Origin of the sequence: Bradyrhizobium sp. NDS-1, from assembly GCF_032918005.1 — a bacterium.
GTDB lineage: Bacteria > Pseudomonadota > Alphaproteobacteria > Rhizobiales > Xanthobacteraceae > Bradyrhizobium > Bradyrhizobium tunisiense.
In genome coordinates, this window is sequence record NZ_CP136628.1 from 3,785,394 (window position 1) to 3,809,117 (window position 23,724).

Annotated in this window: 26 protein-coding genes, 1 tRNA gene and 1 pseudogene; 20 read left to right on the plus strand and 8 right to left on the minus strand. The window is 64.0% G+C overall.

Annotated features, from left to right (window positions below):
• Positions 1-58: 58 nt before the first annotated feature.
• The 3 genes from RX330_RS17850 to RX330_RS17860 all read right to left on the minus strand — a co-directional run bounded on the left by RX330_RS17850 (position 59) and on the right by RX330_RS17860 (position 3,029).
• Positions 59-1,339, minus strand: coding sequence for an O-acetylhomoserine aminocarboxypropyltransferase (locus RX330_RS17850; RefSeq protein WP_212089813.1), 1,281 nt, complete (start codon positions 1,337-1,339; stop codon positions 59-61).
• A gap of 150 nt (positions 1,340-1,489) precedes the next feature.
• Complete coding sequence (locus RX330_RS17855; protein WP_317243921.1) at positions 1,490-2,074, minus strand: CoA-binding protein; 585 nt, start codon at positions 2,072-2,074, stop codon at positions 1,490-1,492.
• Between the two features lie 130 nt (positions 2,075-2,204).
• A complete protein-coding gene (locus RX330_RS17860) occupies positions 2,205-3,029 on the minus strand; it encodes an enoyl-CoA hydratase (RefSeq protein WP_317243821.1) in 825 nt (274 codons plus the stop codon).
• An 83-nt stretch (positions 3,030-3,112) separates the two neighbouring features.
• Between RX330_RS17860 and RX330_RS17865 the strand changes: the two genes are divergently transcribed.
• The 6 genes from RX330_RS17865 (at position 3,113) to RX330_RS17890 (ending at position 6,809) form a co-directional block, all read left to right on the plus strand.
• Positions 3,113-3,541, plus strand: coding sequence for a PaaI family thioesterase (locus RX330_RS17865; protein ID WP_212089817.1), 429 nt, complete (start codon positions 3,113-3,115; stop codon positions 3,539-3,541).
• Between the two features lie 157 nt (positions 3,542-3,698).
• A complete protein-coding gene (rplM, locus tag RX330_RS17870) occupies positions 3,699-4,163 on the plus strand; it encodes a 50S ribosomal protein L13 (RefSeq protein ID WP_008137961.1) in 465 nt (154 codons plus the stop codon).
• Between the two features lies 1 nt (position 4,164).
• Positions 4,165-4,644, plus strand: coding sequence for a 30S ribosomal protein S9 (gene rpsI, locus RX330_RS17875; RefSeq protein ID WP_008547917.1), 480 nt, complete (start codon positions 4,165-4,167; stop codon positions 4,642-4,644).
• A gap of 229 nt (positions 4,645-4,873) precedes the next feature.
• A complete protein-coding gene (locus RX330_RS17880) occupies positions 4,874-6,094 on the plus strand; it encodes a GGDEF domain-containing protein (protein ID WP_317243822.1) in 1,221 nt (406 codons plus the stop codon).
• A gap of 61 nt (positions 6,095-6,155) precedes the next feature.
• Positions 6,156-6,395: a hypothetical protein gene (locus RX330_RS17885; RefSeq protein ID WP_212089821.1), complete on the plus strand. Its 240-nt coding sequence runs from the start codon at positions 6,156-6,158 to the stop codon at positions 6,393-6,395.
• Between the two features lie 117 nt (positions 6,396-6,512).
• The gene (locus RX330_RS17890) at positions 6,513-6,809 is read left to right on the plus strand and encodes an antibiotic biosynthesis monooxygenase family protein (protein ID WP_035673823.1); all 297 of its coding nucleotides are present in this window, start codon (positions 6,513-6,515) and stop codon (positions 6,807-6,809) included.
• A gap of 16 nt (positions 6,810-6,825) precedes the next feature.
• Here RX330_RS17890 and RX330_RS17895 read toward each other — a convergent pair whose 3' ends face one another.
• Positions 6,826-7,980, minus strand: a complete 1,155-nt coding sequence (locus RX330_RS17895) for an AI-2E family transporter (protein WP_317243823.1) — start codon at positions 7,978-7,980, stop codon at positions 6,826-6,828.
• Positions 7,981-8,089: 109 nt separating this feature from the next.
• Here RX330_RS17895 and RX330_RS17900 point away from each other — a divergent pair, with 109 nt between their 5' ends.
• Together RX330_RS17900 and RX330_RS17905 are read left to right on the plus strand one after the other, a co-directional pair.
• The gene (locus RX330_RS17900; protein ID WP_375848582.1) at positions 8,090-8,848 is read left to right on the plus strand and encodes a hypothetical protein; all 759 of its coding nucleotides are present in this window, start codon (positions 8,090-8,092) and stop codon (positions 8,846-8,848) included.
• Between the two features lie 92 nt (positions 8,849-8,940).
• On the plus strand, positions 8,941-9,714 hold the full coding sequence (locus RX330_RS17905; protein WP_317243824.1) for a gamma-glutamyl-gamma-aminobutyrate hydrolase family protein: 774 nt from the start codon (positions 8,941-8,943) through the stop codon (positions 9,712-9,714).
• 57 nt (positions 9,715-9,771) lie between these two features.
• Here RX330_RS17905 and RX330_RS17910 read toward each other — a convergent pair whose 3' ends face one another.
• A complete protein-coding gene (locus tag RX330_RS17910) occupies positions 9,772-10,575 on the minus strand; it encodes an adenylate/guanylate cyclase domain-containing protein (protein WP_317243825.1) in 804 nt (267 codons plus the stop codon).
• 355 nt (positions 10,576-10,930) lie between these two features.
• Here RX330_RS17910 and bla point away from each other — a divergent pair, with 355 nt between their 5' ends.
• The 5 genes and pseudogenes from bla (at position 10,931) to RX330_RS17935 (ending at position 14,203) form a co-directional block, all read left to right on the plus strand.
• Entirely contained in the window at positions 10,931-11,890 is a 960-nt protein-coding gene (gene bla / locus RX330_RS17915) for a subclass B3 metallo-beta-lactamase (protein ID WP_317243826.1), read from the plus strand.
• Positions 11,887-12,912, plus strand: a complete 1,026-nt coding sequence (locus tag RX330_RS17920) for a DUF1254 domain-containing protein (protein WP_317243827.1) — start codon at positions 11,887-11,889, stop codon at positions 12,910-12,912. The genes bla and RX330_RS17920 overlap by 4 nt, the downstream gene beginning before the upstream one ends.
• 82 nt (positions 12,913-12,994) lie before the next feature.
• Positions 12,995-13,132: pseudogene (locus RX330_RS17925) on the plus strand (TRAP transporter large permease subunit); the annotation flags it as partial.
• Between the two features lie 148 nt (positions 13,133-13,280).
• Complete coding sequence (locus RX330_RS17930) at positions 13,281-13,490, plus strand: hypothetical protein (protein ID WP_212090459.1); 210 nt, start codon at positions 13,281-13,283, stop codon at positions 13,488-13,490.
• Positions 13,491-13,591: 101 nt separating this feature from the next.
• Positions 13,592-14,203, plus strand: coding sequence for a hypothetical protein (locus RX330_RS17935; protein ID WP_317243828.1), 612 nt, complete (start codon positions 13,592-13,594; stop codon positions 14,201-14,203).
• A 381-nt stretch (positions 14,204-14,584) separates the two neighbouring features.
• Here RX330_RS17935 and glnA read toward each other — a convergent pair whose 3' ends face one another.
• Positions 14,585-15,994, minus strand: a complete 1,410-nt coding sequence (gene glnA, locus RX330_RS17940) for a type I glutamate--ammonia ligase (RefSeq protein ID WP_212089827.1) — start codon at positions 15,992-15,994, stop codon at positions 14,585-14,587.
• Between the two features lie 151 nt (positions 15,995-16,145).
• Positions 16,146-16,484: a P-II family nitrogen regulator gene (locus tag RX330_RS17945; protein WP_007603495.1), complete on the minus strand. Its 339-nt coding sequence runs from the start codon at positions 16,482-16,484 to the stop codon at positions 16,146-16,148.
• A 381-nt stretch (positions 16,485-16,865) separates the two neighbouring features.
• Between RX330_RS17945 and RX330_RS17950 the strand changes: the two genes are divergently transcribed.
• The 4 genes from RX330_RS17950 to RX330_RS17965 are packed head-to-tail and all read left to right on the plus strand — an operon-like array spanning position 16,866 to position 19,424.
• The gene (locus RX330_RS17950) at positions 16,866-18,365 is read left to right on the plus strand and encodes an NAD(P)H-hydrate dehydratase (RefSeq protein WP_317243829.1); all 1,500 of its coding nucleotides are present in this window, start codon (positions 16,866-16,868) and stop codon (positions 18,363-18,365) included.
• Positions 18,365-18,814 (plus strand): GNAT family N-acetyltransferase, encoded by a 450-nt coding sequence (locus tag RX330_RS17955; protein WP_317243830.1) that lies wholly within the window; start codon positions 18,365-18,367, stop codon positions 18,812-18,814. The genes RX330_RS17950 and RX330_RS17955 overlap by 1 nt, the downstream gene beginning before the upstream one ends.
• A 24-nt stretch (positions 18,815-18,838) precedes the next feature.
• The gene (locus RX330_RS17960) at positions 18,839-19,135 is read left to right on the plus strand and encodes a type II toxin-antitoxin system RelE/ParE family toxin (protein ID WP_317243831.1); all 297 of its coding nucleotides are present in this window, start codon (positions 18,839-18,841) and stop codon (positions 19,133-19,135) included.
• Between the two features lies 1 nt (position 19,136).
• Positions 19,137-19,424 (plus strand): addiction module antidote protein, encoded by a 288-nt coding sequence (locus RX330_RS17965; RefSeq protein ID WP_212089833.1) that lies wholly within the window; start codon positions 19,137-19,139, stop codon positions 19,422-19,424.
• Between the two features lie 9 nt (positions 19,425-19,433).
• On the opposite strand, the gene RX330_RS17970 is transcribed toward RX330_RS17965, so the two are convergent.
• On the minus strand, positions 19,434-20,750 hold the full coding sequence (locus RX330_RS17970; protein ID WP_317243832.1) for a multicopper oxidase domain-containing protein: 1,317 nt from the start codon (positions 20,748-20,750) through the stop codon (positions 19,434-19,436).
• A 154-nt stretch (positions 20,751-20,904) separates the two neighbouring features.
• Here RX330_RS17970 and RX330_RS17975 point away from each other — a divergent pair.
• The 3 genes from RX330_RS17975 to RX330_RS17985 all read left to right on the plus strand — a co-directional run bounded on the left by RX330_RS17975 (position 20,905) and on the right by RX330_RS17985 (position 23,438).
• Positions 20,905-20,989: transfer RNA gene (locus RX330_RS17975), tRNA-Leu, on the plus strand.
• 172 nt (positions 20,990-21,161) lie between these two features.
• The gene (gene tig / locus RX330_RS17980) at positions 21,162-22,523 is read left to right on the plus strand and encodes a trigger factor (protein WP_317243833.1); all 1,362 of its coding nucleotides are present in this window, start codon (positions 21,162-21,164) and stop codon (positions 22,521-22,523) included.
• Between the two features lie 279 nt (positions 22,524-22,802).
• A complete protein-coding gene (locus RX330_RS17985; RefSeq protein WP_212089845.1) occupies positions 22,803-23,438 on the plus strand; it encodes an ATP-dependent Clp protease proteolytic subunit in 636 nt (211 codons plus the stop codon).
• Positions 23,439-23,724: the final 286 nt, after the last annotated feature.

Here is a 23,724-nt window from a genome sequence, read left to right on the forward strand (position 1 = left end):
GGAAATATCGAGAGTCCGGGTTCGCGCTGTCGCGCGCCCCGGAGTGACGAGAGTGATCTTACGCCCCCAGCGCCTGCTCCAGATCCGCGATCAGATCTTCCTTGTCCTCGATGCCGACCGAGAGCCGCACCACGTCGGGGCCGGCGCCGGACTTCACCTTGGCGGCATCGTCGAGCTGGCTGTGCGTGGTCGAGGCCGGATGGATGACCAGCGAGCGGGTGTCGCCGACATTGGCCAGATGCGAGAACAGCTGCAGTTTCGACACCAGGCTGACGCCGGCGTCATAGCCGCCCTTCAGGCTGAAGGTGAACACGGCGCCCGCGCCCTTCGGCGCGTATTTGCGTGCGAGCTGGTTGTACTTGTCGCTGGCAAGGCCAGCATAGTTGACGGAGGCGACCGCCGGATGTCCCGCGAGGAATTCAGCGACGGCCTTGGCGTTGTCGCAGTGCTTCTGCATGCGCAACGGCAGCGTCTCGATACCGGTCAGGATCATGAAGGCATTGAACGGCGACAGCGCGGGACCGAGGTCGCGCAGGCCGAGCACGCGGCAGGCGATCGCGAAGGCGAAATTGCCGAAGGTCTCCTGCAGGCGGATGCCGTGATATTCGGGCCGCGGCTCCGACAGCATCGGATACTTGCCGCCGGTGGACCAGTCGAAGGTACCGGCATCGACGATGATGCCGCCGAGCGAATTGCCGTGACCGCCGAGGAATTTCGTCAGCGAGTGCACGACGATGTCGGCGCCGTGGTCGATCGGGCGGATCAGATAGGGCGAAGCGAGCGTGTTGTCGACGATCAGCGGCACGCCGGCCTTGCGCGCCACGGTCGAGATCGCCTCGATGTCGGTGATGCTGCCGGCGGGATTGGCGATGGACTCGATGAAGATCGCCTTGGTGCGCGGCGTCACGGCGCGCTCGAAGCTTGCGATGTCATCGGGATCGGCCCACACCACGTTCCAGCCGAAGCTCTTGAACGCATGCGTGAACTGGTTGATCGAGCCGCCATAGAGCTTTCGCGCGGCGATGAACTCGTCGCCGGGCTGGAGCAGTTGCTGCAATATCACGACCTGCGCGGCGTGGCCCGAGGCCACCGCAAGCGCAGCCGTGCCGCCTTCGAGCGCCGCGACGCGCTCTTCCAGCACAGCGTTGGTGGGATTGCCGATGCGGGTATAGATGTTGCCGAATGCCTGCAGGCCGAACAGCGAGGCGGCGTGGTCGGCATCGTTGAAGACGAACGAGGTCGTTTGATAAATCGGAGTCGCGCGCGCACCGGTGGTGGGGTCGGGCTGTGCACCGGCATGCACGGCGAGGGTTGAAAATCCCGGAAGGCGATCGCTCATTGAGGGCGTCCTGTTTTCTTTGGTCTGAAATCGCGCGGCATGCTGATGGGCGCGGTGCCCGCCGTCAAGGTGCCGCTTCACATCAATGCCATTTGGGCATGATCGTGCTACGCATTGTCGCGTTCGCGAAAGGAATCTTTCGTGATTGCGTCAGCTTTGCTCGGTCTTGTTTTTGGCGGCGCGATCCGATGCTGCGGTATCGCCACCGCCGACACTCATCCGATTGAGGGATAGCCGCATGCCCTGCGTCGGTGCCGGCGCGCGCTTGGAACTGAGCGTGCGCGAGTTCACCCCCATCCAGGAGATCTCGGACGACAAGCGGCCATATTCGATCTTGGGGCAGCGGTTCATCACCACCTTGATACCAACCGATTCCGCCTTCAGCGCGGCCGCTTCATCGCGCGCGCCGAGCTGCATCCAGATCACCTTCGGCAGCGGATCGAGCGTGAGCGCCTCTTCGACCACAGGCATGATGTGGCTCGAGTTGCGAAAGATGTCGATCATGTCGATGGGACGGCCGATGTCTGCGAGCGAGGCGACGAAGGGCTTTCCGAGCAACTCCTTGCCGACATGGCCGGGATTGACCGGGATCATGTCGTAGCCGCGCTGCGCCAGATATTTGAACGCGAAATAGCTCGGCCGCACATTGACCGGCGAGGCGCCGACCATCGCGATCGACTTCACGCTGTTGAGGATGCCGCGGATGTAATTGTCGGGATAGGCGTCGTGGTTCATGTGATCCTTCATTCGTCATTCCGGGCGGCTCGAAGAGCCGACCCGGAATCTCGAGATTCTCAGGTGCGCAATTGCGCACCATAGCTCGATGCTTCGTATCACCCCGGAATGACGGTGCAAGAAGTTGCAGTTACTCGTCCCGCCATGCCGGCGTGCGCTTCTCGATGAACGCGCCGATGCCTTCCTCGGCATCTCGCGCCATCATGTTCTCGGTCATCACTTCGGCCGCATAGCGATAGGCGTCCGCGAGGCTCATCTCGGCCTGGCGATAGAACGCCTCCTTGCCGAGCTTGACGGTGTAGGCAGATTTCAGCGCGACGCGTTGCGCGAGTTCGATCGCGGCACCGAGTTCGGTACCGGCGGGCACCACGTGGTTGACGAGTCCGATCTCGCGGGCGCGCACCGCCGGGATCGGCTCGCCCGTCAGCAGCATCTCCATCGCCTGCTTGCGCGGCACGTTGCGCGACAGCGCCACCATCGGCGTCGAGCAGAACAGGCCGATGTCGACGCCGGGGGTGGCGAAGTGCGCTGCGTCAGAGGCAATGGCGAGATCGCAGCTTGCCACGAGCTGGCAGCCCGCCGCCGTCGCGATGCCCTGGACGGCAGCGACCACCGGCTTTGGCAGATGCACGATCGCCTGCATCATCGCGCTGCAGGCATTCATCATCTCGGCGAAGAACGCACGGCCGCGATCGGGGTCGGTGCGGCGCGCGGTCAGCTCCTTCATGTCGTGGCCGGCGGAGAAGGCGGGGCCGTTGGCCGCGATCACGACGCCGCGGACGGCCTTGTCGTCACGGATCTCGTTAAGCTCGGCATGCAGGCTGGCAATCATCGCTTCCGACAGGCTGTTGCGTGCGGCCGGGCGGTTGAGGGTCAGGACCGCGATGGAGCCTGCGGTCTCGCGCAGCAGGATCGGCGGTTGCGGGGAGGGGGCGCGGGCGGCCTGGCCGGACATCGAGCGTTTCCGTTGGATTATTGCGTTTGGATGACGCAGATAACTTAATGTAACAGGGAACGTGAAGCGAGGGTGGGAACAGCATGGCGTTAGCGAAAATGAGCGTGGCGGAGCTCGAGCAGTTTCTCCGCCATGAGTTTCCCCAGGCCTTCAGCGGCGACGACATCATGATCGAAAGCGCCGACGGCCAGACCTGCCTTTTGCGCCAGCGCTACAGCGAAAGGATGCTGCGGCCGGGCGGAACCGTGTCCGGCCCGACGCTGATGGCGCTCGCCGATTTCGCCATGTACGTGGTGCTCCTGTCGGCGATCGGGCCGATCGGGCTCGCCGTGACCACCAATCTCAACATCAATTTCCTGCGCAAGGGCCAGCCCGGCCAGGACGTGCTGGCCGAGGCGCGGCTGCTCAAGCTCGGCAAGCGGCTGGCGGTCGGGGAAGTGAAGCTGTTGTCCGGCACCTCGCCCGATCCGATCGCCCATGTCACCTCGACCTATTCCATTCCAAATGTTTGAGCTTTTCGCAGGTAATATCGCACCATATTTTTAAGTAGCTGATATTGCAGATATAATTTCCATCTTCGGCCATTGACCGTTGCGCGTCTCTTCTCTAGAACCCGCGCAGTCCGGTGCGGTGTTCGCGCCGATGCTCCCCGTCCACGGAAACTCTGACATGAAAACCTTTTCGGCAAAGCCGGCTGAGGTGACGAAGAAGTGGGTGCTGATCGACGCCAAGGGTCTGGTCGTCGGCCGTCTCGCCACCATCGTCGCCATGCGCCTGCGCGGCAAGCACCTCCCGACCTACACCCCGCACGTTGATTGCGGCGACAACGTCATCATCATCAACGCGCAGCATGCGGTCCTCACCGGTCGCAAGCGCGAGCAGAAGACCTACTACAAGCACACCGGCTATGTCGGCCACGTCAAGGAGCGCACCGCGCGCCAGATCCTCGAGGGCAAGCATCCCGAGCGCGTGCTCGAGAAGGCCGTCGAGCGCATGATCCCGCGTGGCCCGCTCGGTCGCGTGCAGATGGGCAACCTGCGTGTCTACGGCGGCGCCGATCATCCGCACGAGGCTCAGACCCCCGAGAAGATCGACATCGCCAAGTTGAACCGCAAGAACACGAGGGCCGCATAACATGGCCGAATCCATCCAGTCGCTCGACCAGCTCTCGCAGCTCAAAACGGCGGCCGCGCCCGACGCGCCCAAGCACGAGAAGAAGGTCGACAAGTTCAACCGCGCCTATGCCACCGGCAAGCGCAAGGACGCGGTCGCCCGCGTCTGGATCAAGCCGGGCGCCGGCAAGGTCACCGTCAACTCGCGCGAGGTCGAGGTCTATTTCGCCCGTCCCGTGCTGCGCATGATGATCGAGCAGCCGTTCTCCGTGGCCGCGCGTTCCGGCCAATACGACGTGATCTGCACGGTTGCCGGCGGCGGTCTGTCCGGCCAGGCCGGCGCGGTCCGCCACGGCATCTCCAAGGCGCTGACCTATTTCGAGCCGGAGCTGCGAAGCGTGCTCAAGAAGGGCGGCTTCCTGACCCGCGACTCGCGCGTGGTCGAGCGCAAGAAGTACGGCAAGGCCAAGGCCCGCCGGTCCTTCCAGTTCTCGAAGCGTTAATCGCTTCGGTCATATTCGCCGCGAAAGCGGTTCCAATGAGATGCAAAAGGGCGCTGTTTTCAGCGCCCTTTTTGTTGTTCGTTTGTACGCAAATTGATGGAGTGTTTCCCGAAAACTTGGGGCGGCGCAAAAACCTGAATGGAACTCGCAGGACCTAGCGTTGCATTCGGAAGGGCGCGCAAACCGGCTGGGCCGGTCGCGTAACTGCTATGTTCTAGAGGGGGCCGACATGATGTCGCTCGATAGCATCACGCTCTATTTGGTCGCCACCATGGTTGCCGCACTGCTCGGCGCCATGATGGTGTTCTTCGGCACGCAGGAAAACAGTCCTGCGTTGAAATGGTGGGGCACCGCCTATCTGCTCGGTGCCGCATCCGTCGCGCTGTGGACCGCGGCCGGCGACAGGCTGGGCCCGCATCTCTATCTCGCGTTAAATGCGGTCGGCTTCGTCGCCTGCGGCATGGTGTGGAATGCGGCGCGCGTCTTCCACGGCCGCAAGCCGAACTGGCCAGGCCTCGTGCTCGGCGCGCTCGCCTGGGTCGCCGCCGTCACGCTGCTCGATCCTGCGGCATCCATGCTGCGGATGATCGCCGGTGCCGGCATCGTCTCGGTCTATGCAGCGCTGACTGCAAGCGAGCTCTGGAACGAGCGGCGCAAGAGCCTGCAGCGACGCTGGCCGGCCTTCGTGGTGCCGGTGGTGCACGGCTGCGTGTTGATGCTGCCGATTTTGATCGGCAGCTTCATGCGCCCGTACGATGCCGGCTTCTCCTCGAGCATCTGGGTCACCGTGTTCGCGGTCGAGCTCGTGCTCTATGCCGTCGGCACCGTGTTCGTGATCTTCATGCTGGTGTCCGAGCGCACCGTCACCGCCCACCGGACCGCAGCATCCACCGATCCCATGACCGGCATGCTCAACCGGCGCGGCTTCTCGGAAGCTTGCAGTCGCGTGATCGAGCGCGAGGCCAAGGCCGGACGTCCCGTGACCGTGATGATCTTCGACATCGACCACTTCAAGTCGATCAACGATCGTTTCGGCCATCCGGCCGGCGACGAGATGCTGAAACTGTTTTCGACCGTCGTCGTCAGCAATTTGCGCATCACCGACCTGTCGGGCCGCATCGGCGGCGAGGAATTCGCAGCGCTGCTGCCGTGTTCGCTGGAGGAGGGCGTGCTGGTTGCCGAGCGCGTGCGCGAAGCGTTCGAGACCTCCGGCGTCGTGGTCGATGAGGGCCCGGTCGACACCACCGTCAGCATCGGCGTCGCCGGCGGGCCCGCCGGCACCGAGCTCGAGGTGCTGCTGGCTTCGGCCGACACCGCGCTCTACCAGGCCAAGCGCGGCGGCCGTAACCGCGTCGAGGCGGCGGAGGAGCTGCCGCTGTCGCTGGAGAACTGGCGCCGCCAGAGCGCGGCGCGGATTGGTGCGCCGCAGGCGCGGCCGGCTACCGCCTAAAGACGCAAGGCGGCATTGCGGTAAATCTTCTGTTTACCATTCGATCCCTACCATTGCGGTCATGGAATCGATCCGTCGACAGAACCCGCAAGCCGCCCTGATGTCGCTCGAAGCCGCTGCAGCGTCGGCGCGCAGCGGTTTCGCCTGTCTGTTCTCGACCGCGGATGAATATGAGAGCGCGCTGATCAGCGAGCGCCGCGCGCAGGGCCGCTACGCGCAAAGCCGCCGCAGCCACTGGCCGCTCGTGCTGTTCGTCGGTTGCGCCCTCATCGTGACGGGCACGGTTCTGCTGCTGGTCTGAGTGACCTGCATAAGGGAGACCTGCATTTTTTGGCCGACCAGGGCGCCGTTTCGGCGCCTTTTTCTTTTTGGCCGGCTGCGGTAGACACGCCCATCGAACAAAAACGGGTGGAAACCGATGATCACCGAGATCGCGCAAATCGACGTCAAGCCGGGCAGCGAGAAGGACTTCGAGGCCGCCGTCGCCAAGGCCAAGGCCGCTTTCGGCCGCTCGAAGGGGTTTCACGGCTTCGAGCTGCACAAATCGATCGAGAAGCCGCAGCGCTACCGGCTCATGGTGAAATGGGCCACGCTGGAGAACCACACCGTCGATTTCCGCGGCTCGGAGAATTTCACCGAATGGCGCGGTCTCGTCGGCCAGTATTTTGCCTCGCCCCCTGAGGTCGAGCACACCGAGACCGTGCTGACGACCTGATCTGCTTCATGACGTATTACGCCGCCTCGGCCAGGGGCGGCGCCTCCTCATACGTCTTGAAGTGGTCGATCATGACCTTGGCGATGGCGACCAGCGGCAGCGCCAGCGCCAGGCCCCAGATTCCGAATACGACGCCGAGCACGATCTGGAACGCGAACAGCGTGGCCGGCGGGATGTTGAGCGCCTGCCGCTGCAGGATCGGCGTCAGCACGTAGCTTTCCATGGCGTGCACGCCCATGAAAAGCAGAAAGGCCGACAGCGCCGGGATCCAGCCCGAGGCGAGGCTTGCCAGCACCACGATCACGCCGGCGATGATGGCCCCGACGGTCGGGATGAAGGCGAGCAGACCGGCCTGAATCCCCAGGATGAACGCGCCGGGGATGCCGATGAGGGCAAGCCCGATCCAGGTTACTGCGCCGACCGCGAGCATGACGACGATCTGCGCGATCAGCCAGCGCTCCAATGTCTCAGCGATGCGGTCGATGACGAGGGCGACGCGGGTGCGGTGCCTCGCCGGTGCCAGGAACAGCAGGCCGTCGTGATAGACGGCGGGCTGGGCGGCGAAGGCGAAGCCCAGGAACAACACGATGAAGATGTTGCCGACGCCGTGGATGGTGCCGAGCAGCAGTTTGACCGTCTGGCTCACGATCGCGCCGCCGCTGGAGGCCAGCGCACCCGCGCCGGGCAAGGCACCGCGCGTGGGCGCTGCCGGCGAGGGCGTCGCCTCCGATGACGCACTGACCGACGAATCCGACGCACCGTTGCCGAGATCGAAGAAGCTGGTGTCGATGCCGTGGCTATCGAGGAAGGACCTGACGTTGACGAGCTGCGACTTGAGGGTCTTGCTCAGCAGCGAAGCCTGCTCGGCGATGGTGGCGCCGCCGAGATAGGCGATGCCGGCGAGCATCAGGGCGAGCGCGGTGCACACGATCGTGAGTCGCACCGCATGCGGCAGCGGCACGCGGCGGCCGAGAGCGATGGTCAGCGCGTTGAGGCCGAGACCGAGCAGCATGCCGGTGAAGATCAGGAGCAAGGTGGCGGCGAAATACCAGGTGAAGAGCAGCATTGCCGTAAACAGCACGACGCCGATGCCCCCGACCGAGATCGCCCAAGCCTGATCTCGGGCCAGGTCGCCGCGGGTCCGTGAGCGTTCATCTTTCGACATGGTCACATCGAGTCCTTTCAGCGCAGTGCGCGCTGCACTCTCTCGACAAATGCACTTCCGATCAAGACCGCGTCAACGCGCTGGTTTGACGCCGGCGCGCCGACGGTGCAGAGCCATGAGGAAGAACAATGGGGGCGGCTTGAGCTTCATCAGCAAATGGGTCGGTCTGCTCGGGCTCCTGGCCGTGCTCGTGATCGGCGACCAGATCCGCATCAACCGGCCCGGCCACAAATTCCGCCTCACGGTCGAGGTGACGACGCCTGACGGGATCAAGTCCGCGTCCGGCATTCTCGCCGTCGTGCCCGACCGCAACTATAACCGCGGCGGCCGCACCACGACGCGCGGGGAGGCGGTGTTCGTCGACCTCGGCCAAGACCTCGGCCAAGATCATCGCCAAGTCCACGGCCAACGGAGGAATCTGGTGGCCTTGCTGGCGCACCGGCAGGGCGCCAAGCTGGACTTCGACGACATCAACTATGTCGCGCTCCGCGCCTATGGCGCCGCGCGCGGCAACCGCGTCGCGTTCAACGATATCCATCGGCAAACCGGCGTCGTTCCGGTGCAGGGAGATCTCGTTCCCGTGCTCGTGAGCTTTGGCGACCCCAATGATCCCAAGACCGCGCGCCTTGTCGCCGGCGACCATGCGGAAGCGGTTCTGGGCGAGGGCTATGCGATCCGTGGCATCACGGCCGAGGTCGTGCCCAACGGGTTTTGGCCGATTGATTTCGGCAGGGTGCTCGGGGACCCCGTGACGCGCGGAATCAACGAGAAACTGCCCTGGCTGGCCGCGGAGGGCGATCCGGCGGCGACCGCCCTGAAGGCCGCCGGCCTGCCCGTCGAGGGCGAGGCCCGGGAGGCCTTTACGCGAAAATAGCATTGCCGTCCCGCGATCCCTTCTGTTGAATTTGTTCCATCGGAGGGGCATGTTTGGAGAATCTTCTGCGGCGGCGAGGCACGGAACGACAGATGAGAAAGCCGGTCGTCGGCGTGATCGGGAATTCCCATCGCGTCGAAAATCGATTTCAGGTCCAGATGGTCGGCGAGCGAAACCTGCGCGCCGTGGCCGAGGTCTCCGGTGGCTTGCCGTTGATCGTCGCGGCCGCGCCCGACATCACCGATATCAGCGCGCTGCTGGACGTGGTCGACGGGATCGTGCTCACCGGCGCCCGCGCCAACGTCCATCCCACCCGCTTCAATGTCGACCCGTGTGAGCGGCACGAGCCGTACGATATCCACCGCGACGAGGTGGCGCTGGCGCTTTCGGTCGCCTGCGTATCCCGCGGCATTCCGCTGTTCGGCATCTGCCGCGGCCTCCAGGAGATGAACGTCGCCTTCGGCGGCTCGCTGCATCCCGAGATCCGCGAGATTCCCGGCCGCATGAATCATCGCATGCCCCGGCTCGAGAACGGCGAGATCCATCCCGATCCGACCGTCGTGTTCGCCGACCGTCACGACGTCGACCTGACGCCGGGCGGAGCATTCGCGCAGTTGCTCGGCTGCGAGAAGATCCGGGTGAATTCGCTGCACGGGCAGGGCATATTGGAGCCCGGAAAGCGCGTGCTGATCGAGGGCATCGCCGAGGACGGCACCATCGAGGCGATCCGCATCGCGGAAGCCCCGACCTTTGCGCTCGGCGTGCAATGGCACGCCGAATACGATCCCCAGCACAATCCGATCAACCGCAAACTGTTCGAGGCCTTCGGCGAAGCGCTGGTCGCGCGGCAGAAGGCGGCGGCGTAGGGCACGCTCGGCGCCAATAGCGGACCGCCCTCGAAGGCTCGCAGGAGCGACTGGACATCAACGCGTGAGCTTTGCGACATAGGCGTTGATGGGGGCGGGGTAACCCTTGAGAAGCAAGCTGCGCTGCTCGGCCGCGATGCCGGTCGATGCTTCGTCCCAGACCGCCGGGCTGATGATGATCTCGCCGCCCCTGGCCGCTGCGACCAGCCGTGCGCAGAAGTTCATGGGGTCTCCAAGCGCGGCAAACTGGTAGTTGCCGTCCTCCACGCCGATCGAGCCGACAAACGTCTTGCCCGCATGCACGCCGACGCCAATGGAAAGCCAGGGGCCCACGGGATCGTCATGTCCGGTCGCGCGCAGCAGCGCGAGCCCGGCGTTGACTGCATGCTGACGATAATCGCGGCCCGAAAAGCCGGGTAGAAAAATTCCGATCACCTCGTCGCCGACCATCTTGTCGACCACGGCGTCGGTCTCGGCGAACACGTCGGTTGCCACGCGGAAAAAACGCTGCATGAGCGCCGCAAACTCGGTTGGGCCCATGCGCGCAGCAAGCTGGGTCGATCCGCGTACGTCGGCATAGAGCATCGCGATCTCGACCTCGGCGCCGCCCCGCTCTTTGGCAAGCACTGTCTCGCACTGCTCGCAGATGTGCGGATTGCGCCGCCACGGCCGAAAGCCCGCAAGTCGCAAGGCTGGCGCGGTGAAGCCATCGAAACCCACGCAACAGAGCCGGCAGCGGTTGTCCGCGGTTGGCGACAGCATGCGCATCACCGTGCGGCCGCGGCGGAGCGTGGGGTGCTCGCCGGACAGCATCTTTTGCCAAAACGCGTTGCGACCCTGCTCGTCCCTGCGGTCAGACATCAAACTTCTCGTTCGATCGCCCGAAGTCAGTCTCTTCCATCCTAGACCGCGGGCTGGAAGCCGGCAACGAAACTCGCCACCATTGGGAATGGGCCCCCGGCTCTGCGGCGCAACGTCGCCGCCTGAAGACCCACGGTTGCCCGCCCTGTCATTAGGCATGTCGCGCCGGCGCTACCGTGTCCACCGCAAGCCCGGCCCGCATCTCGTGACGATCGCGAAGCGCCCTGTTTGCCCGACGCCTCGCGGGCGGCCGCCATGAGGGACCATCGCTCTACGGATGCCGGCGCGGACTTCCATTCGCTGCATTTCCGCCTATGCTCGCGAGCACCGCAGACCCGGGCTCGGGGAGATGACGATGGCTTCTCCAGACAGAGTTGGTGCGATTCTGATCGCCGCTACCGTCCTTCACCTCGCAACGGCCCAGGCGGTGGCACAGACCAAGCCTCCCAATGCTCCAACCAAGGAGCAACTCGCCAACGACAACAAACTCTTCGTCACGCTGGCGAAGAAGGCGCTGAAGTGGGAGGAGCCGACCGAGCCGGTCAGTATCGTCGGTCCAATCCATTTCGTCGGCACCAAGGGCCTCGGCATCTTTCTTCTCACGACCGCCGAGGGCCACATCCTGATGAATACCGGAATGCCTTCGTCGGGGCCCATGATCGTCGATTCCATCCGTAAGCTCGGCTTCAAACCGGAAGACATCAAGCTCATGATCAACGGCCATGCTCACGTGGACCATGCCGGTGCCTTTGCCTGGCTCAAGGAGCGGTTCGCGGCCGAACTTGCCGTCATGAAGGACGACGTCGCGGCGATGGAAAGCGGCGATGCCGACGACTTCAAGTATGGCAATGATCTCACCTATCCGCCCGTCAAGGTCGATCGCATCCTGCGCGATGGCGACACCATCAAGATGGGCGACGTGCTGCTGACCGCTTACCACACGCCGGGCCATACCAGGGGCGCGACGACCTGGATCGCCAACCTCGTCGTCGACGGCAAGCCTTTGATCGTTGCCTTCCCCGACGGCGCCGGCTTCAATCCCGGTTATCGATTGGCGAAAAGTCCATCCTATCCCGGCATTGCCGATGACTACCGCCGGACACACCATGCGCTCGAAATGCTCAGGCCCGACATCTGGCTGGCGCAGCACAATGAGTATTACGACCTCGAAGGCAAGCGCGAGCGCGCCAGGACGGAGGGCGTGAAAGCCTGGATCGATCCGGAGGGATATCGCCGCTTCATCGCCGACAAGAAGCGCGCCTTCGAGGACGAGGTCGACGAGGAAATGGCCATTCCAAAGGGAGGCTCCAAATGAGCCGCGTGGCCTGTCTATCGCTGCTGCTAATGCTGGCGGTCCCCGCCGTCGCCGCCGAGAGCGGGGACCAAGCGCCCAAGATGGTCAATGTGCACAATTTCGTTCGCGCCGAGACCGATCTCTATTTCCGCAAGGCTGCCGTGGACGACGGCGCCTTCGGCAAGCTCCGGCACCGCCGCGCGGTGGCATCGATCGACAAGCAGGACGTCGTGCGCATGAACCGCGACACGCTCTATTCGTCCGGTGTGTTCGATCTCGACGCCGCGCCGGTCACGATCACGCTGCCGGACGCCGGCAAGCGCTTCATGTCGATGCAGGTGATCTCCCAGGAACATTACACGACGGATGTCGTCTACGGTCCTGGCACGTTCACCTATTCAAAGGACAGGGTGGGAACACGCTACGTCTACGTCATCATTCGCACGCTCGTGGACTCGGCAAGCCCGCAGGACGTGAAGGCTGCGAATGTCATCCAGGATGGCATCAAGGTCGAACAGGCGTCTGCCGGCAAGTTCGAGGTGCCGCGCTGGGACAAGACATCGCAGGATAAGGCGCGCAGCGCCCTCGAAGCGCTCGGCTCGCTGGGCGGCGTTGTCGACCGGTTCGGCAGGAAAGGCGAGGTCGACCCATTCGATCATCTCGTCGGCACCGCGATCGGATGGGGCGGCAACCCACGCAGCGCGGCCGATTATCAGAGCTATTATCCGCCGCAAAACGACGGCAAGGGCGTCTATCGCCTCACCTTGAAGGCCGTGCCGGTCGACGGGTTCTGGTCGGTCAGCCTCTATAACGAGAAAGGATTTTTCCAGAAGAACGCGCTCGACGCGTATTCTCTGAACAACCTCACGGCGACGCCCGACCCGAGCGGCGCCGTCGTGATACAGTTCGGCGGCTGCGGCAAGGCGACGCCGAACTGCCTTCCGATCATGAAAGGCTGGAATTATACGATACGGCTCTATCGTCCGCGGCAGGAAATCCTCGACGGGAGTTGGAAGCCGCCGCCGCCGCAGCGCGCGTCGTAGTTTATCGCTGGCCTTGGCTGGATTTCTTTTCTGCTCCGAAGCGGAACGCGCCTTCCTCGCAGGAGCGAGCGCCTGAATTGCGTTAGGCACGATCCTCAAACGATGCTGCCTCGCAGAGGACATGCCGGATTCGATGGGGCAGTTGTTCGGTCCCGTTCGTGGCGGTCTCGGCTATTGCGTGATCATCGTCGGCTTCATCCTCGGTACCATCACAGGCACCTACCTGGGCGCCTGGGGGCCCATCGCTCCTTCAGATCGCACTCTTCGCGGGCTCCGCGTTTGCTCTGAGCGTGAAATCGGCCGGTGGAGTAGACGGTCACCTCGTGCTGTGGCTAAATCCGAGCCCGGAGCAGCATTAGGAGAGCCCGATGCCGTATTTCCCATCTGGACAAGACAGAGACTTCCGCATCTGCAAGGTGCTTGCCGACGTATTTTGCGCAATCTTGCTCGGGACCTTTTCCATCGTGTTCTTCGGCTGGTTCGGCGGCATTGTCGCTTTCGTTTTGCTCGAAGTTTGCCTGATCGGGCTCGACTGGCTCATCCCAAGCGATGACGACGCGGCAGGCGTTGTCCGCTGAGGACCTCTTCAGCGGCGGAACTTCGCTTCGTTCAATCCTGGGCGCCGGATCATCCCTACGCGCGACCATCCAACGCGTTTCTCAAATTGGAATTGCATCCGATGACGCGCATCATCACCGCCATCGCTCTGCTCCTGCCTGCGTTCTCCGCATCGGCCCAAACCGCGCCGCCGCAGGAGGGGCCGATCACCTGCACGTCGCCGGTGGCGCCTGACGACACCGAGAAGAGCCTGAAACAGCGCTACGGCAAGGACGCCGTGGTGCAGGAGGTGCCTCGCGCCGAGGGCGAACGCTACAAGGGGGTCGTGCTGTTCCCGAAGGCGAGGGACCGTCGCATCGAGATTGCCTTCACCGACGACAAGGCCGGGCGCGCCTCCGGCCTGACCTTGCGCGATGCAGGCAGGCCCAGTCTGTGGAACGTCGCCGGTGTCACGATCGGATCCTCCCTTGCCGACGTGCAGAAGGCCAACGGCAAGCCGTTCCTCGTCAGCGGCTTCGAATGGGACTATGGCGGTTTCGTCACCGACTGGAAGGGCGGGGCGCTCGGACGTCCGATGCAAGGTGGCTGCCGGATGACGATCCGTTTCGGTGGGAAGACCGGCGCGCCCAAAGCGTTGTCCGGTGACGGCGTCAAGGCGGCCTCCGACAACGCGGCGCTGGTGAAATGGGCGCCCGTCGTGACCGAGATCGGCGTCAACTTTCCGGACAAGTGACGATGCCGCGCGTTCGCCATCCTTACGCTGCGCTTGTTGGACAAGAGTGACGACTGCGCCACCCATCCAATGCGCGTCCGAAATCTCGGGTGAAATAAACCAATCGGTAGGAATTGGTCCGTGGCTGTTTTTGCGGATCTGATTTGTTCTTTGAGAACGAAGTGGAGTCAGATGCAGAACGAAAGCCGACGTGTCCGAGACGCAAGCGACACGGCCGCCATGCGGACGAAGCGCAGGCGCGCCAGCCAATCGTCCGGCTCGGCTTGATCCAGCTTTTCACCCGCCTTGACGGCAGGTCGGGAGCTTCGATTTCAATATCGCTGAAACGAAAAGGCGCTTCCGTCGGAAGCGCCTTTTGCTGTCGCATGAAGTCCGGGTCGCTTAGTTCGAATAGTACATCTCGAACTCGACCGGGTGCGGGGTCATTTCGAAGCGGGCGACTTCGGTCATCTTCAGCTCGATGTAGGCGTCGATGAAGTCGTCGTCGAACACGCCGCCGGCCTTGAGGAAGCCGCGGTCCTTGTCGAGGTTTTCGAGCGCCTCGCGCAGCGAACCGCAGACGGTCGGGATCTGCTTCAGCTCTTCCTTCGGCAGGTCGTAGAGGTCCTTGTCCATCGCCGGACCCGGATCGATCTTGTTCTTGATGCCGTCGAGGCCGGCCATCAGCATCGCGGCGAAGCCGAGATAGGGATTGGCCATCGGATCGGGGAAGCGCACCTCGACGCGCTTGGCCTTCGGCGAAGCGGTGTAGGGGATGCGGCAGGAGGCCGAGCGGTTGCGCGCGGAGTAGGCGAGCAGCACGGGGGCCTCATAGCCCGGGACCAGACGCTTGTACGAGTTGGTCGACGGGTTGGTGAAGGCGTTGATCGCCTTGGCGTGCTTGATGATGCCGCCGATGTAGTGCAGGCAGGTCTCCGACAGATCGGCGTATTTGTTGCCGGCGAACACCGGCTTGCCGTCCTTCCAGATCGACTGATGCACGTGCATGCCCGAGCCGTTGTCGCCGTAGATCGGCTTCGGCATGAAGGTGGCGGTCTTGCCGTAGATGTGCGCGACCTGGTGGATGCAGTATTTGTAGATCTGCATGTGGTCGGCCATCAGCGTCAGCGTGTCGAACTTCATGCCGAGTTCGTGCTGGGCGGAGGCGACCTCGTGATGGTGCTTCTCGACCTTGACGCCCATCTTGGCCATGGCCCCGAGCATCTCGGAGCGCATGTCCTGCACCGAGTCCTGCGGCGGCACGGGGAAGTAGCCGCCCTTGGTGCGGATGCGGTGGCCGAGATTGCCGCCTTCATATTCGGTGTCGGAGTTGGTCGGCAGCTCCGAGGAATCGAGGCGGAAGCCGGTCTTGTAGGGGTCGGCAGAATAGCGCACGTCGTCGAACACGAAGAACTCGGCTTCGGGGCCGACGAACACGCTGTCGCCCACGCCCATCGACTTCACCATGGCTTCCGCCTTCTTGGCGATGCCGCGGGGGTCGCGGTTGTAGGGCTCGCCGGTGGTCGGCTCGAGCACGTCGCAGGTGATGACCATGGTGGTCTCGGCGAAGAACGGGTCGATCGTCGCAGTGACCGGGTCGGGCATCAGGCACATGTCGGACTCGTTGATCGCCTTCCAGCCGGCGATCGAGGAGCCGTCGAACATCGTTCCTTCGGCGAAGATGTCGTCATCGATCATGCTGACGTCGAACGTCACATGCTGCCACTTGCCGCGCGGATCGGTGAAGCGCAGGTCGACGTATTTGACGTCGTTGTCCTTGATCGATTTCAGGACGTCTTTGGCGGTCTTCATGCATACCCCTTTTGGCTCTGCGGGTCGGTTTCCAGATGAGCAAAACTATTCTCGCTCGAGCGAGTTTTGCGCGACCGCACAAACGAAATCAGGCCGCCGAAGCAGCCTTATTTCTAGTCGGAGTGTCGCAAAATTCGGGATAGCACCCGGCTCAGATAGCGTCCAGCCCGGATTCGCCGGTTCGGATGCGGATCGCCTCTTCGATATTGGAGACGAAGATCTTACCGTCGCCGATGCGCCCGGTCTGCGCGGCGCGGCGGATGGCGTCGATGGCGCGCTCGACCAGATCGTCGCCGATCACGATCTCGATCTTCACCTTGGGCAGGAAATCGACGATGTATTCTGCGCCGCGGTACAGCTCGGCGTGCCCCTTCTGCCGGCCAAACCCCTTGGCCTCGGTGACGGTGATGCCCTGAAGGCCGACTTCCTGAAGCGCTTCCTTCACCTCGTCGAGCTTGAATGGCTTGATGATGGCTTCGATTTTCTTCACTGCGCGCCTCCCGGCCTTTCGAACAAAATGCAACGTCTTCGTCAGGATGCGCTTCTCTCAACGCACGATCTTGTCTTCGCTAAGCCGGGATCCCTGACTGTCCGGCCTACAACGGCCGGCGACACCCTGATAAATGCCAGTGAGCACGACGGACCGAAGCGGCTTCCTCGAAAGCAGGGTCTATGCCAAGTTGCAAATGCCCTGATTATTGAAGCGTTATCAGCCTTTTAACGAGCATCTCTGAGTGTAGCGCCGACCTGCACAAAATACCGAAGACTACGAAATAGGCAAACGGTTCAATATGTGTGCAGATCGTTGTTCCCCGCGTCGGATCGGCACTGAAGATGCCTGTTGAAAAGGCGATTGTACTAGGGAAGTGGCATGGAAGTTCTGACCAACGCCGAAATGCAGCGCGCGGACCAGCTCGCCATCGCGGCCGGCACGCCCGGTTTCAAGCTGATGCTCAGCGCGGGCCAGGCGGTCGCTGATGCTGCCCAGGCGCTGGTGGAGGAGGGGCCGATCCTGATCGTGGCCGGGCCCGGCAACAATGGCGGTGATGGCTTTGTCGCCGCCGCCGAGCTCGCCGCCCAGGGCCGCGAGGTCTCGGTGATCGCGGCGTGCGAACGCGAGCAGCTACAGGGCGATGCGGCCTCCGCCGCGCGCGGCTGGAAGCATCCGCTGCTTCCGTTCAACCTGCAGGCGATCGGACGGCCCGCGCTGATCATCGACGCGCTGTTCGGCGCCGGCCTCAGCCGTCCCGTCGACGGCGAGGCGCGCGCGATGATCGAGGCGATCAACGCCAACGGCGCCCCGGTGCTCGCGGTCGACCTGCCGAGCGGCATCAACGGCACCAGCGCGGCGGTGATGGGCGCGGCGGTGAATGCCACCGAGACCGTCACCTTCTTTCGCAAGAAGCCGGCGCATCTGCTGCTGCCGGGCCGGATGCATTGCGGCCGCGTGCGCGTCGCCGACATCGGCATCGACGCGCAGGTGCTGGACGAGATCGCGCCGCAGACTTTCGAGAACGATCCGGATTTCTGGGGTGGCGCTTTTCCGGTGCCGCGCATGGACGGCCACAAATACGCGCGGGGTCACGTGCTGGCGGTCTCGGGCGATGCGACGGCGACCGGCGCGGCGAGGCTGGCAGCGCGCGGCGCGCTGCGGGCAGGGGCGGGCCTGGTGACGCTGGCGAGCCCGCGCGATGCGCTCGCGATCAACGCGGCCGCGCTCACGGCCGTCATGGTTCGTCCCGTCGACACGGCGATCGAGTTCGGCGAGCTGCTCGGCGACAAGCGCTACGGCACCTGCATCATCGGTCCCGGCGCAGGCATCGGTGAGCGCACCTGCGATCTCGTCCACACCGCGTTGAGCGCGCAGCGTCATCTGGTGCTCGATGCCGATGCGCTGACGAGCTTTGCCGCAACCCCCGAGCGCCTGTTCGAATCGATCAAGTCCTCAGGTGACAATGCGGTGGTGCTGACGCCGCACGAAGGCGAGTTTCCACGCCTGTTCTCCGACCTCAGCAACAAGCATCCGGGCCGCTCCAAGTTGGAGCGCGTGCGCGCCGCCGCCGAGCGCTGCGGCGCCGTCGTGCTGCTGAAGGGGCCCGACACCACCATCGCCGCTCCCGACGGCCGCGCCACCATCGCCGCCAACGCGCCGCCCTGGCTCGCTACCGCCGGCGCAGGCGACGTCCTCTCCGGCATCATCGCAGGACTGCTGGCGCAGGGCGTGCCGGCGTTCGAAGCCGCCACCATTGGCGTCTGGATGCATGGCGAGGCGGCAAGCGAGGCGGGACCGGGCCTGATCGCGGAAGACCTCACCGAGACGCTGCCGGCCGTGCACCGGCGGATCTATTCTGCGCTGGGGGTAGAGTATTAGTGCTTAGACAGCTCGCGCTCGTGAATATGGGCGCAGCTGCGCGGGTGCATCGGATCGCGTTCGACCGGGCGATGCCGTGGCTCGCCGGGCTGCGCACGCCGGACGAGGATCGCTGGTTCTATCGCGAGCGTGTCTTTCCGACGTGCCGGGTGTGGGGATGCTTCGACGATGGCGAACTGAGCGGGATCATCGCGTTCCGCGAGGGCTGCGTCGAGCAGCTCTACGTGCTTCCGACCGCCCAAGGCCGGGGCGTCGGCACCGAGCTCCTCTACGTCGCCAAGGGCGTCTGCGAGCGGTTGGAGCTCTGGACCTTTCAGCGCAACGCAACGGCGCGACGCTTCTACGAGGCGCGCGGGTTCGAACTGGTCGAGCAGACGGACGGGGCGCGGAACGAGGAGCGGGAGCCGGACGTCCGCTACCGCTGGACGCGTGCGCCAGTTGATCTTTGATGGATTGTAGTCTAAAAACTACATGTGGTTGAGCTCAAGCAGACTGAAACGTTTCGGAAGTGGCGATCGCGGCTCCGAGACGAGCGCGCCAAGGCCCTGATCGCCTCGCGACTGGATCGGTTAGCTCAAGGACATGCCGGTGATGTTGAGTCGGTGGGCGACGGAGTAAGCGAGCTGCGTATTCATCACGGCCCCGGCTATCGCATCTATTTCGAGAAGCGGGGCAGCCTCATCATCGTTTTGCTCTGCGGTGGCGACAAGAGCACGCAGGCGAAAGACATCAAGGCGGCCAAGCGCCTGGCCGAGACGTGGAGCGAGTAAGATGGGCGAGAAGCTGACGACCTATGATCCAGCCGAGGACCTTCAGTCCGACGAGGCCATCGCCATCTTCATGGAGGAGGCATTCAAGACCGAGGATGCTGCCTATATCGCGCATGCGCTTGGTGTGGTCGCTCGCGCCAAAGGGATGACGCAGATCGCCAAAGACACGGGCCTGTCGCGTGAGCAACTCTATCGTTCGTTCAGCACCAACGGTAACCCGACGCTCAAGACGACGATCGCGGTGATGAAGGCTCTTGGAATTGAACTCACCGCCAAGCCGCACGCTTAACCGCGCGCCTCACTCCACCGCGTACCAGCGCACCAGCCGTGGCGCGGCCCAGTCGGTTGCGACGGATTCGATCAGCCATCGTCCGGGAGAGGTCGGCGCGAACGCGATGCGCTGGGTCTGGCCGGGCTCGATCGCGAGCGTGTCGAGCCAGTAGGGCTTCCAGCCGTCGTCGAGCCTGTCGAGCAGGCGGAAGGGCGGGCCGTGCAGGTGGAAGACGGTGGTTGCGGGGGCAGGGTTCTTCAGGGCCAGCACGAGGGTGCGGCCGGGCCTGCCGCGGAAGGCTGGCGTCGAGGCGGTGGAGAAGGCCGCAGGCCGGGTCCAGCCGGCGTCGGTTGCGCCAAGCGCGACATCGAACCGCAGGGCGCCTTTCAGGTCGAGTTTTTCGGGCAGGTCGTTCGGCGGGAGCGACTGTGCAGGCGGGGGCGGCGCGCGCCGTTCCAGTGTGCCTGATATCATGAGACGGCCGACCTGGCGCGCCTCCTTGCCGTCATGCAGCAGCAATGCGGCCGATGTGGCCGCATCCACGAAGGCGTCGGCGCGTGCGCCCGGTGCCAGCACCAGGGCGCCGTTTCGGGCTGAGAACGGCTCGGCGGGCTGCCCGTCCAAGGCCATCACGCGGACGTCGTGGCTCTCCAATTTGATTGCGAGGACAGTACGTTGCGAGCCGTTGATAAAGCGCAGCCGCAGCCGCTGATGGCTTGGGGCTGAGAGTTCGAATGAAGTCTGTCCGTTGATCGTGTAGAGCGTCGCCGCGTCGTTCGGGGCCTGGCCCGGTGGGACCGCGGTGCCATCCGGCCGCAGGCGCCATTCCTCGATCAGCAGAACCTCGTCGCGGTCGACGGCAACCGGGCTGGCCTCGGCCGCGATGATCGGACGCGGGCGCGTCGGCTGCTTCAGGTCGTCCTCGAACAGGCGGAAGTCGGCCAGCAAGGTTCCGGCATTGGGAATTGAAATGATTGATGTTTCAACCGCATTTGGCGGCGCAGGGGCGCGGCCCCGGAGCGGGTCGGCCGGGGCTCCCCCGCTGAGGCCGTACCAGACTGGCGCAAGCGGCACAGGCAGGTCGTTCCGAAACACCACTTCGCAACGGTCGCCACGCCTCAGACGGACGTCCCTGAGATGGTTTGCGGCGGCGAGCTCCCAGATGGGGGTCGGCGGCTGCCCCGGCCTCAGAGCCAGCGTTGACGGCCTTGCCTGAAGCGCGAGCTGGGCGGTCACGAGCGGCCCTGCGCCACCCGCCAACAGCCCGGCGGCCGAGGCGCCAAGTCCTGCCGAAAGTCCGGCCAAAAGATCGCGTCGGGTCGGGTCGAAGATCCCAGGTTTCATCGGCCGATCCGGACCACGGCGCGCTGGATAAGTCCAGCCGTCGTGCCTACGTAAAGCCTGCCTCCATCGGGCCATTTTTTTGCTGCGAACAGTCAGGCACATGCTATAAGCCCGGCCGCCCGCGGCATCGCGGCCGGTCTTGATGCAACTTCACGCGGGCGTGGCGGAACTGGTAGACGCGCTGGATTTAGGTTCCAGTGACGAAAGTTGTGGGGGTTCGAGTCCCTCCGCCCGCACCAAGCGCTTATCGCGTTTGCACGGATTACGAGACCTGCTTTCGTGCGGATGTTCGTCCGCCGGGAGCCGGTCCAATGAAGCACCGGCGTTGAGGCGCTTGCCTCGCGCCGGATCGATTGATGACAGCGTCCCGACGCATGCGCGCCGGGGCCGAAGAGAAGAAGATTGGACGCCATGCAGGTCACAGAGACCCTCTCGGAAGGTTTGAAGCACGAGTTCAAGATCAGCGTTCCCGCGTCTGATCTCGACGCCAAGGCCGGTGCCAAGCTCGTTGACCTCAAGGACAAGGTCCGCATCAACGGCTTCCGTCCCGGCAAGGTCCCGGTCGCTCACCTGAAGAAGGTCTACGGCCGTTCGGTGATGGCCGAGACCATCGACCAGACCATCCGCGACACCAACACGCAGCTGTTCTCCGAGCGCGGCTTCCGCCTTGCGACCGAGCCGAAGATCACCATGCCGAGCGAGCAGGCCGAGGTCGAGGAGCTGCTGAGCGGCAAGACCGATCTGACCTACACGGTCGCGATCGAGGTGGTGCCTTCGATTGCGCTCGCCGACTTCAAGACCTTCGAGGTCGAGAGGCCCGTCGCCGACGTCACCGACGCCGACGTCGACGAGGCGATCAAGCGCATCGCCGATACCAACCGCAGCTTTGCCGACAAGGGCGAGGGCGCCAAGGCCGCCTCGGGTGATCGCGTCACCATCAACTTCAAGGGCAGCATCAACGGCGAAGCCTTCGAGGGCGGCACCGGCGAGGGCATCCAAGTCGCCATCGGCTCCAACACCTTCATTCCCGGCTTCGAGGAGCAGCTGATCGGCATCGGCGCGAATGAGACGCGCACGCTGAAAGTGTCGTTCCCGAAGAACTACATGAACGAGAAGCTCGCCGGCCAGCCGGCCGAGTTCGAGACCACCGCGACGCTGATCGAGGCGCCGCAGGACCTCGCGATCGACGACGAGTTCGCCAAGTCGCTCGGCCTCGAATCGCTGGAGAAGCTGAAGGAAGCCGCGCGCGAGCGTCTGGTTGCCGAGTTCGCCGGCGCGACGCGCCAGCGCGTCAAGCGCGCGCTGCTCGACCGCCTCGACGAAGCGCACCGCTTCGAGGCGCCCCCCTCGCTGGTCGACGAGGAGTTCAATCTGATGTGGAACTCGGTCAAGGCCGAGATGGATTCCGCCGGTAAGACCTTTGCCGACGAGGACACCACCGAGGATGCTGCCAAGGAAGAGTATCGCAAGATCGCCGACCGCCGTGTGCGGCTCGGCCTCGTGCTCTCCGAGATCGGCGAGAAGAACAAGATCTCCGTGACCGACGACGAGGTCGGCCGCGCCGTGATCGAGCGCGCGCGCTCCATGCCCGGCCGCGAGAAGGAAGTCTGGGACTATTACCGCAGCAACGCCCAGGCGTTGGCCCAGCTTCGCGCACCGATCTATGAGGACAAGGTCGTCGACTTCATCCTCGAACTCGCCAACGTGACCGAGAAGAAGGTCACGCGCGAGGATCTCTACAAGGACGACGAGGCTGAAAAGACCGCCGCCTGAAGGGTTTGAGATAGTCTCCTATTAAGGATGATCGGCAAAGAGGCCCAGCTAGCCAGATGGCCGGCTGGGCCTCTTTGTGCGAATCAGCTTCAACTGCCCGACGGATTAAGCCTTAATGCGCTCCGCACTTGTCAGGAGCGAATTGGGCTATATCTGTCGGTAGCCTTTCTGCTTCTTACCCAAGTTCCTGCATCACAGGACGTCCATCCGCCCCGGCAAATCCAGCCAGACTGGCAAGCCTGCCCGGCGGTGTCCGTCTCCGAAAACCCTAGGTGACTCATGCGCGATCCGGTTGAAACCTACATGAACCTCGTGCCCATGGTGGTCGAGCAGACCAACCGTGGCGAGCGCGCCTACGACATCTTCTCGCGCCTGCTGAAGGAGCGCATCATCTTTCTGACCGGGCCGGTCGAGGACGGCATGTCGACGCTGGTCGTCGCTCAGCTCCTGTTCCTCGAAGCGGAAAATCCGAAGAAGGAAATCTCGATGTACATCAACTCGCCGGGCGGCGTGGTGACGTCGGGTCTTGCCATCTACGACACCATGCAGTTCATCCGCCCGCCGGTCTCGACGCTGTGCACGGGGCAGGCCGCCTCGATGGGCTCGCTGCTGCTCTGCGCCGGCGAGAAGGACATGCGCTTCTCGCTGCCGAACGCGCGCATCATGGTGCATCAGCCTTCCGGTGGCTTCCAGGGCCAGGCCACCGACATCATGCTGCACGCCCAGGAAATCCTGAACCTGAAGAAGCGGCTCAACGAAATCTACGTGAAGCACACCGGCCAGACCTACAAGTCGATCGAGGACGCGTTGGAACGCGACAAGTTCCTGACCGCGAACGACGCCAAGGAGTTCGGCCTGGTCGACAGGGTCATCGACAAGCGCGCTGAGGAAGCGGCAGGAACGAAGACCCCGTAGCACCACTGGAACGCGACGCGATCCCTCGGCAGCCGCTTGGGATCGTCTCGCACCATCAGGGTTGCGTTCACGCTATGGACGCGTGTGCGCGTTGCAAAACGCGGTTTTGCGCCCTGCGGCAGGCAGAAAGTTCCGCTTTCGTGCTTGTTTTTCGTGGCAATCCAGCAACGTCGGGGTGATTTCGATCACTTCGCCCGTGCCAAGACCGGAAATCACGGTATTGTCACGGGTAGCCGACGACCCCCGATTAGCGAATTCTTGATAGTCGGGTGACAGCATGGTTGGC

Coding starts and splice junctions, on each gene's coding strand:
- RX330_RS17935 (WP_317243828.1), top strand. CDS start 13,592: ATGACGCGCATCATCACCGCCATCGCTCTGCTCCTGCCTGCGTTCTCC.
- RX330_RS17930 (WP_212090459.1), top strand. CDS start 13,281: ATGCCGTATTTCCCATCTGGACAAGACAGAGACTTCCGCATCTGCAAG.
- rplM (WP_008137961.1), top strand. CDS start 3,699: ATGAAAACCTTTTCGGCAAAGCCGGCTGAGGTGACGAAGAAGTGGGTG.
- RX330_RS17905 (WP_317243824.1), top strand. CDS start 8,941: ATGAGAAAGCCGGTCGTCGGCGTGATCGGGAATTCCCATCGCGTCGAA.
- glnA (WP_212089827.1), bottom strand. CDS start 15,994: ATGAAGACCGCCAAAGACGTCCTGAAATCGATCAAGGACAACGACGTC.
- tig (WP_317243833.1), top strand. CDS start 21,162: ATGCAGGTCACAGAGACCCTCTCGGAAGGTTTGAAGCACGAGTTCAAG.
- RX330_RS17970 (WP_317243832.1), bottom strand. CDS start 20,750: ATGAAACCTGGGATCTTCGACCCGACCCGACGCGATCTTTTGGCCGGA.
- RX330_RS17985 (WP_212089845.1), top strand. CDS start 22,803: ATGCGCGATCCGGTTGAAACCTACATGAACCTCGTGCCCATGGTGGTC.
- rpsI (WP_008547917.1), top strand. CDS start 4,165: ATGGCCGAATCCATCCAGTCGCTCGACCAGCTCTCGCAGCTCAAAACG.
- RX330_RS17950 (WP_317243829.1), top strand. CDS start 16,866: ATGGAAGTTCTGACCAACGCCGAAATGCAGCGCGCGGACCAGCTCGCC.
- RX330_RS17920 (WP_317243827.1), top strand. CDS start 11,887: ATGAGCCGCGTGGCCTGTCTATCGCTGCTGCTAATGCTGGCGGTCCCC.
- RX330_RS17880 (WP_317243822.1), top strand. CDS start 4,874: ATGATGTCGCTCGATAGCATCACGCTCTATTTGGTCGCCACCATGGTT.
- RX330_RS17900 (WP_375848582.1), top strand. CDS start 8,090: ATGAGGAAGAACAATGGGGGCGGCTTGAGCTTCATCAGCAAATGGGTC.
- RX330_RS17965 (WP_212089833.1), top strand. CDS start 19,137: ATGGGCGAGAAGCTGACGACCTATGATCCAGCCGAGGACCTTCAGTCC.
- bla (WP_317243826.1), top strand. CDS start 10,931: ATGGCTTCTCCAGACAGAGTTGGTGCGATTCTGATCGCCGCTACCGTC.
- RX330_RS17865 (WP_212089817.1), top strand. CDS start 3,113: ATGGCGTTAGCGAAAATGAGCGTGGCGGAGCTCGAGCAGTTTCTCCGC.
- RX330_RS17890 (WP_035673823.1), top strand. CDS start 6,513: ATGATCACCGAGATCGCGCAAATCGACGTCAAGCCGGGCAGCGAGAAG.
- RX330_RS17860 (WP_317243821.1), bottom strand. CDS start 3,029: ATGTCCGGCCAGGCCGCCCGCGCCCCCTCCCCGCAACCGCCGATCCTG.
- RX330_RS17855 (WP_317243921.1), bottom strand. CDS start 2,074: ATGAACCACGACGCCTATCCCGACAATTACATCCGCGGCATCCTCAAC.
- RX330_RS17850 (WP_212089813.1), bottom strand. CDS start 1,339: ATGAGCGATCGCCTTCCGGGATTTTCAACCCTCGCCGTGCATGCCGGT.
- RX330_RS17910 (WP_317243825.1), bottom strand. CDS start 10,575: ATGTCTGACCGCAGGGACGAGCAGGGTCGCAACGCGTTTTGGCAAAAG.
- RX330_RS17885 (WP_212089821.1), top strand. CDS start 6,156: ATGGAATCGATCCGTCGACAGAACCCGCAAGCCGCCCTGATGTCGCTC.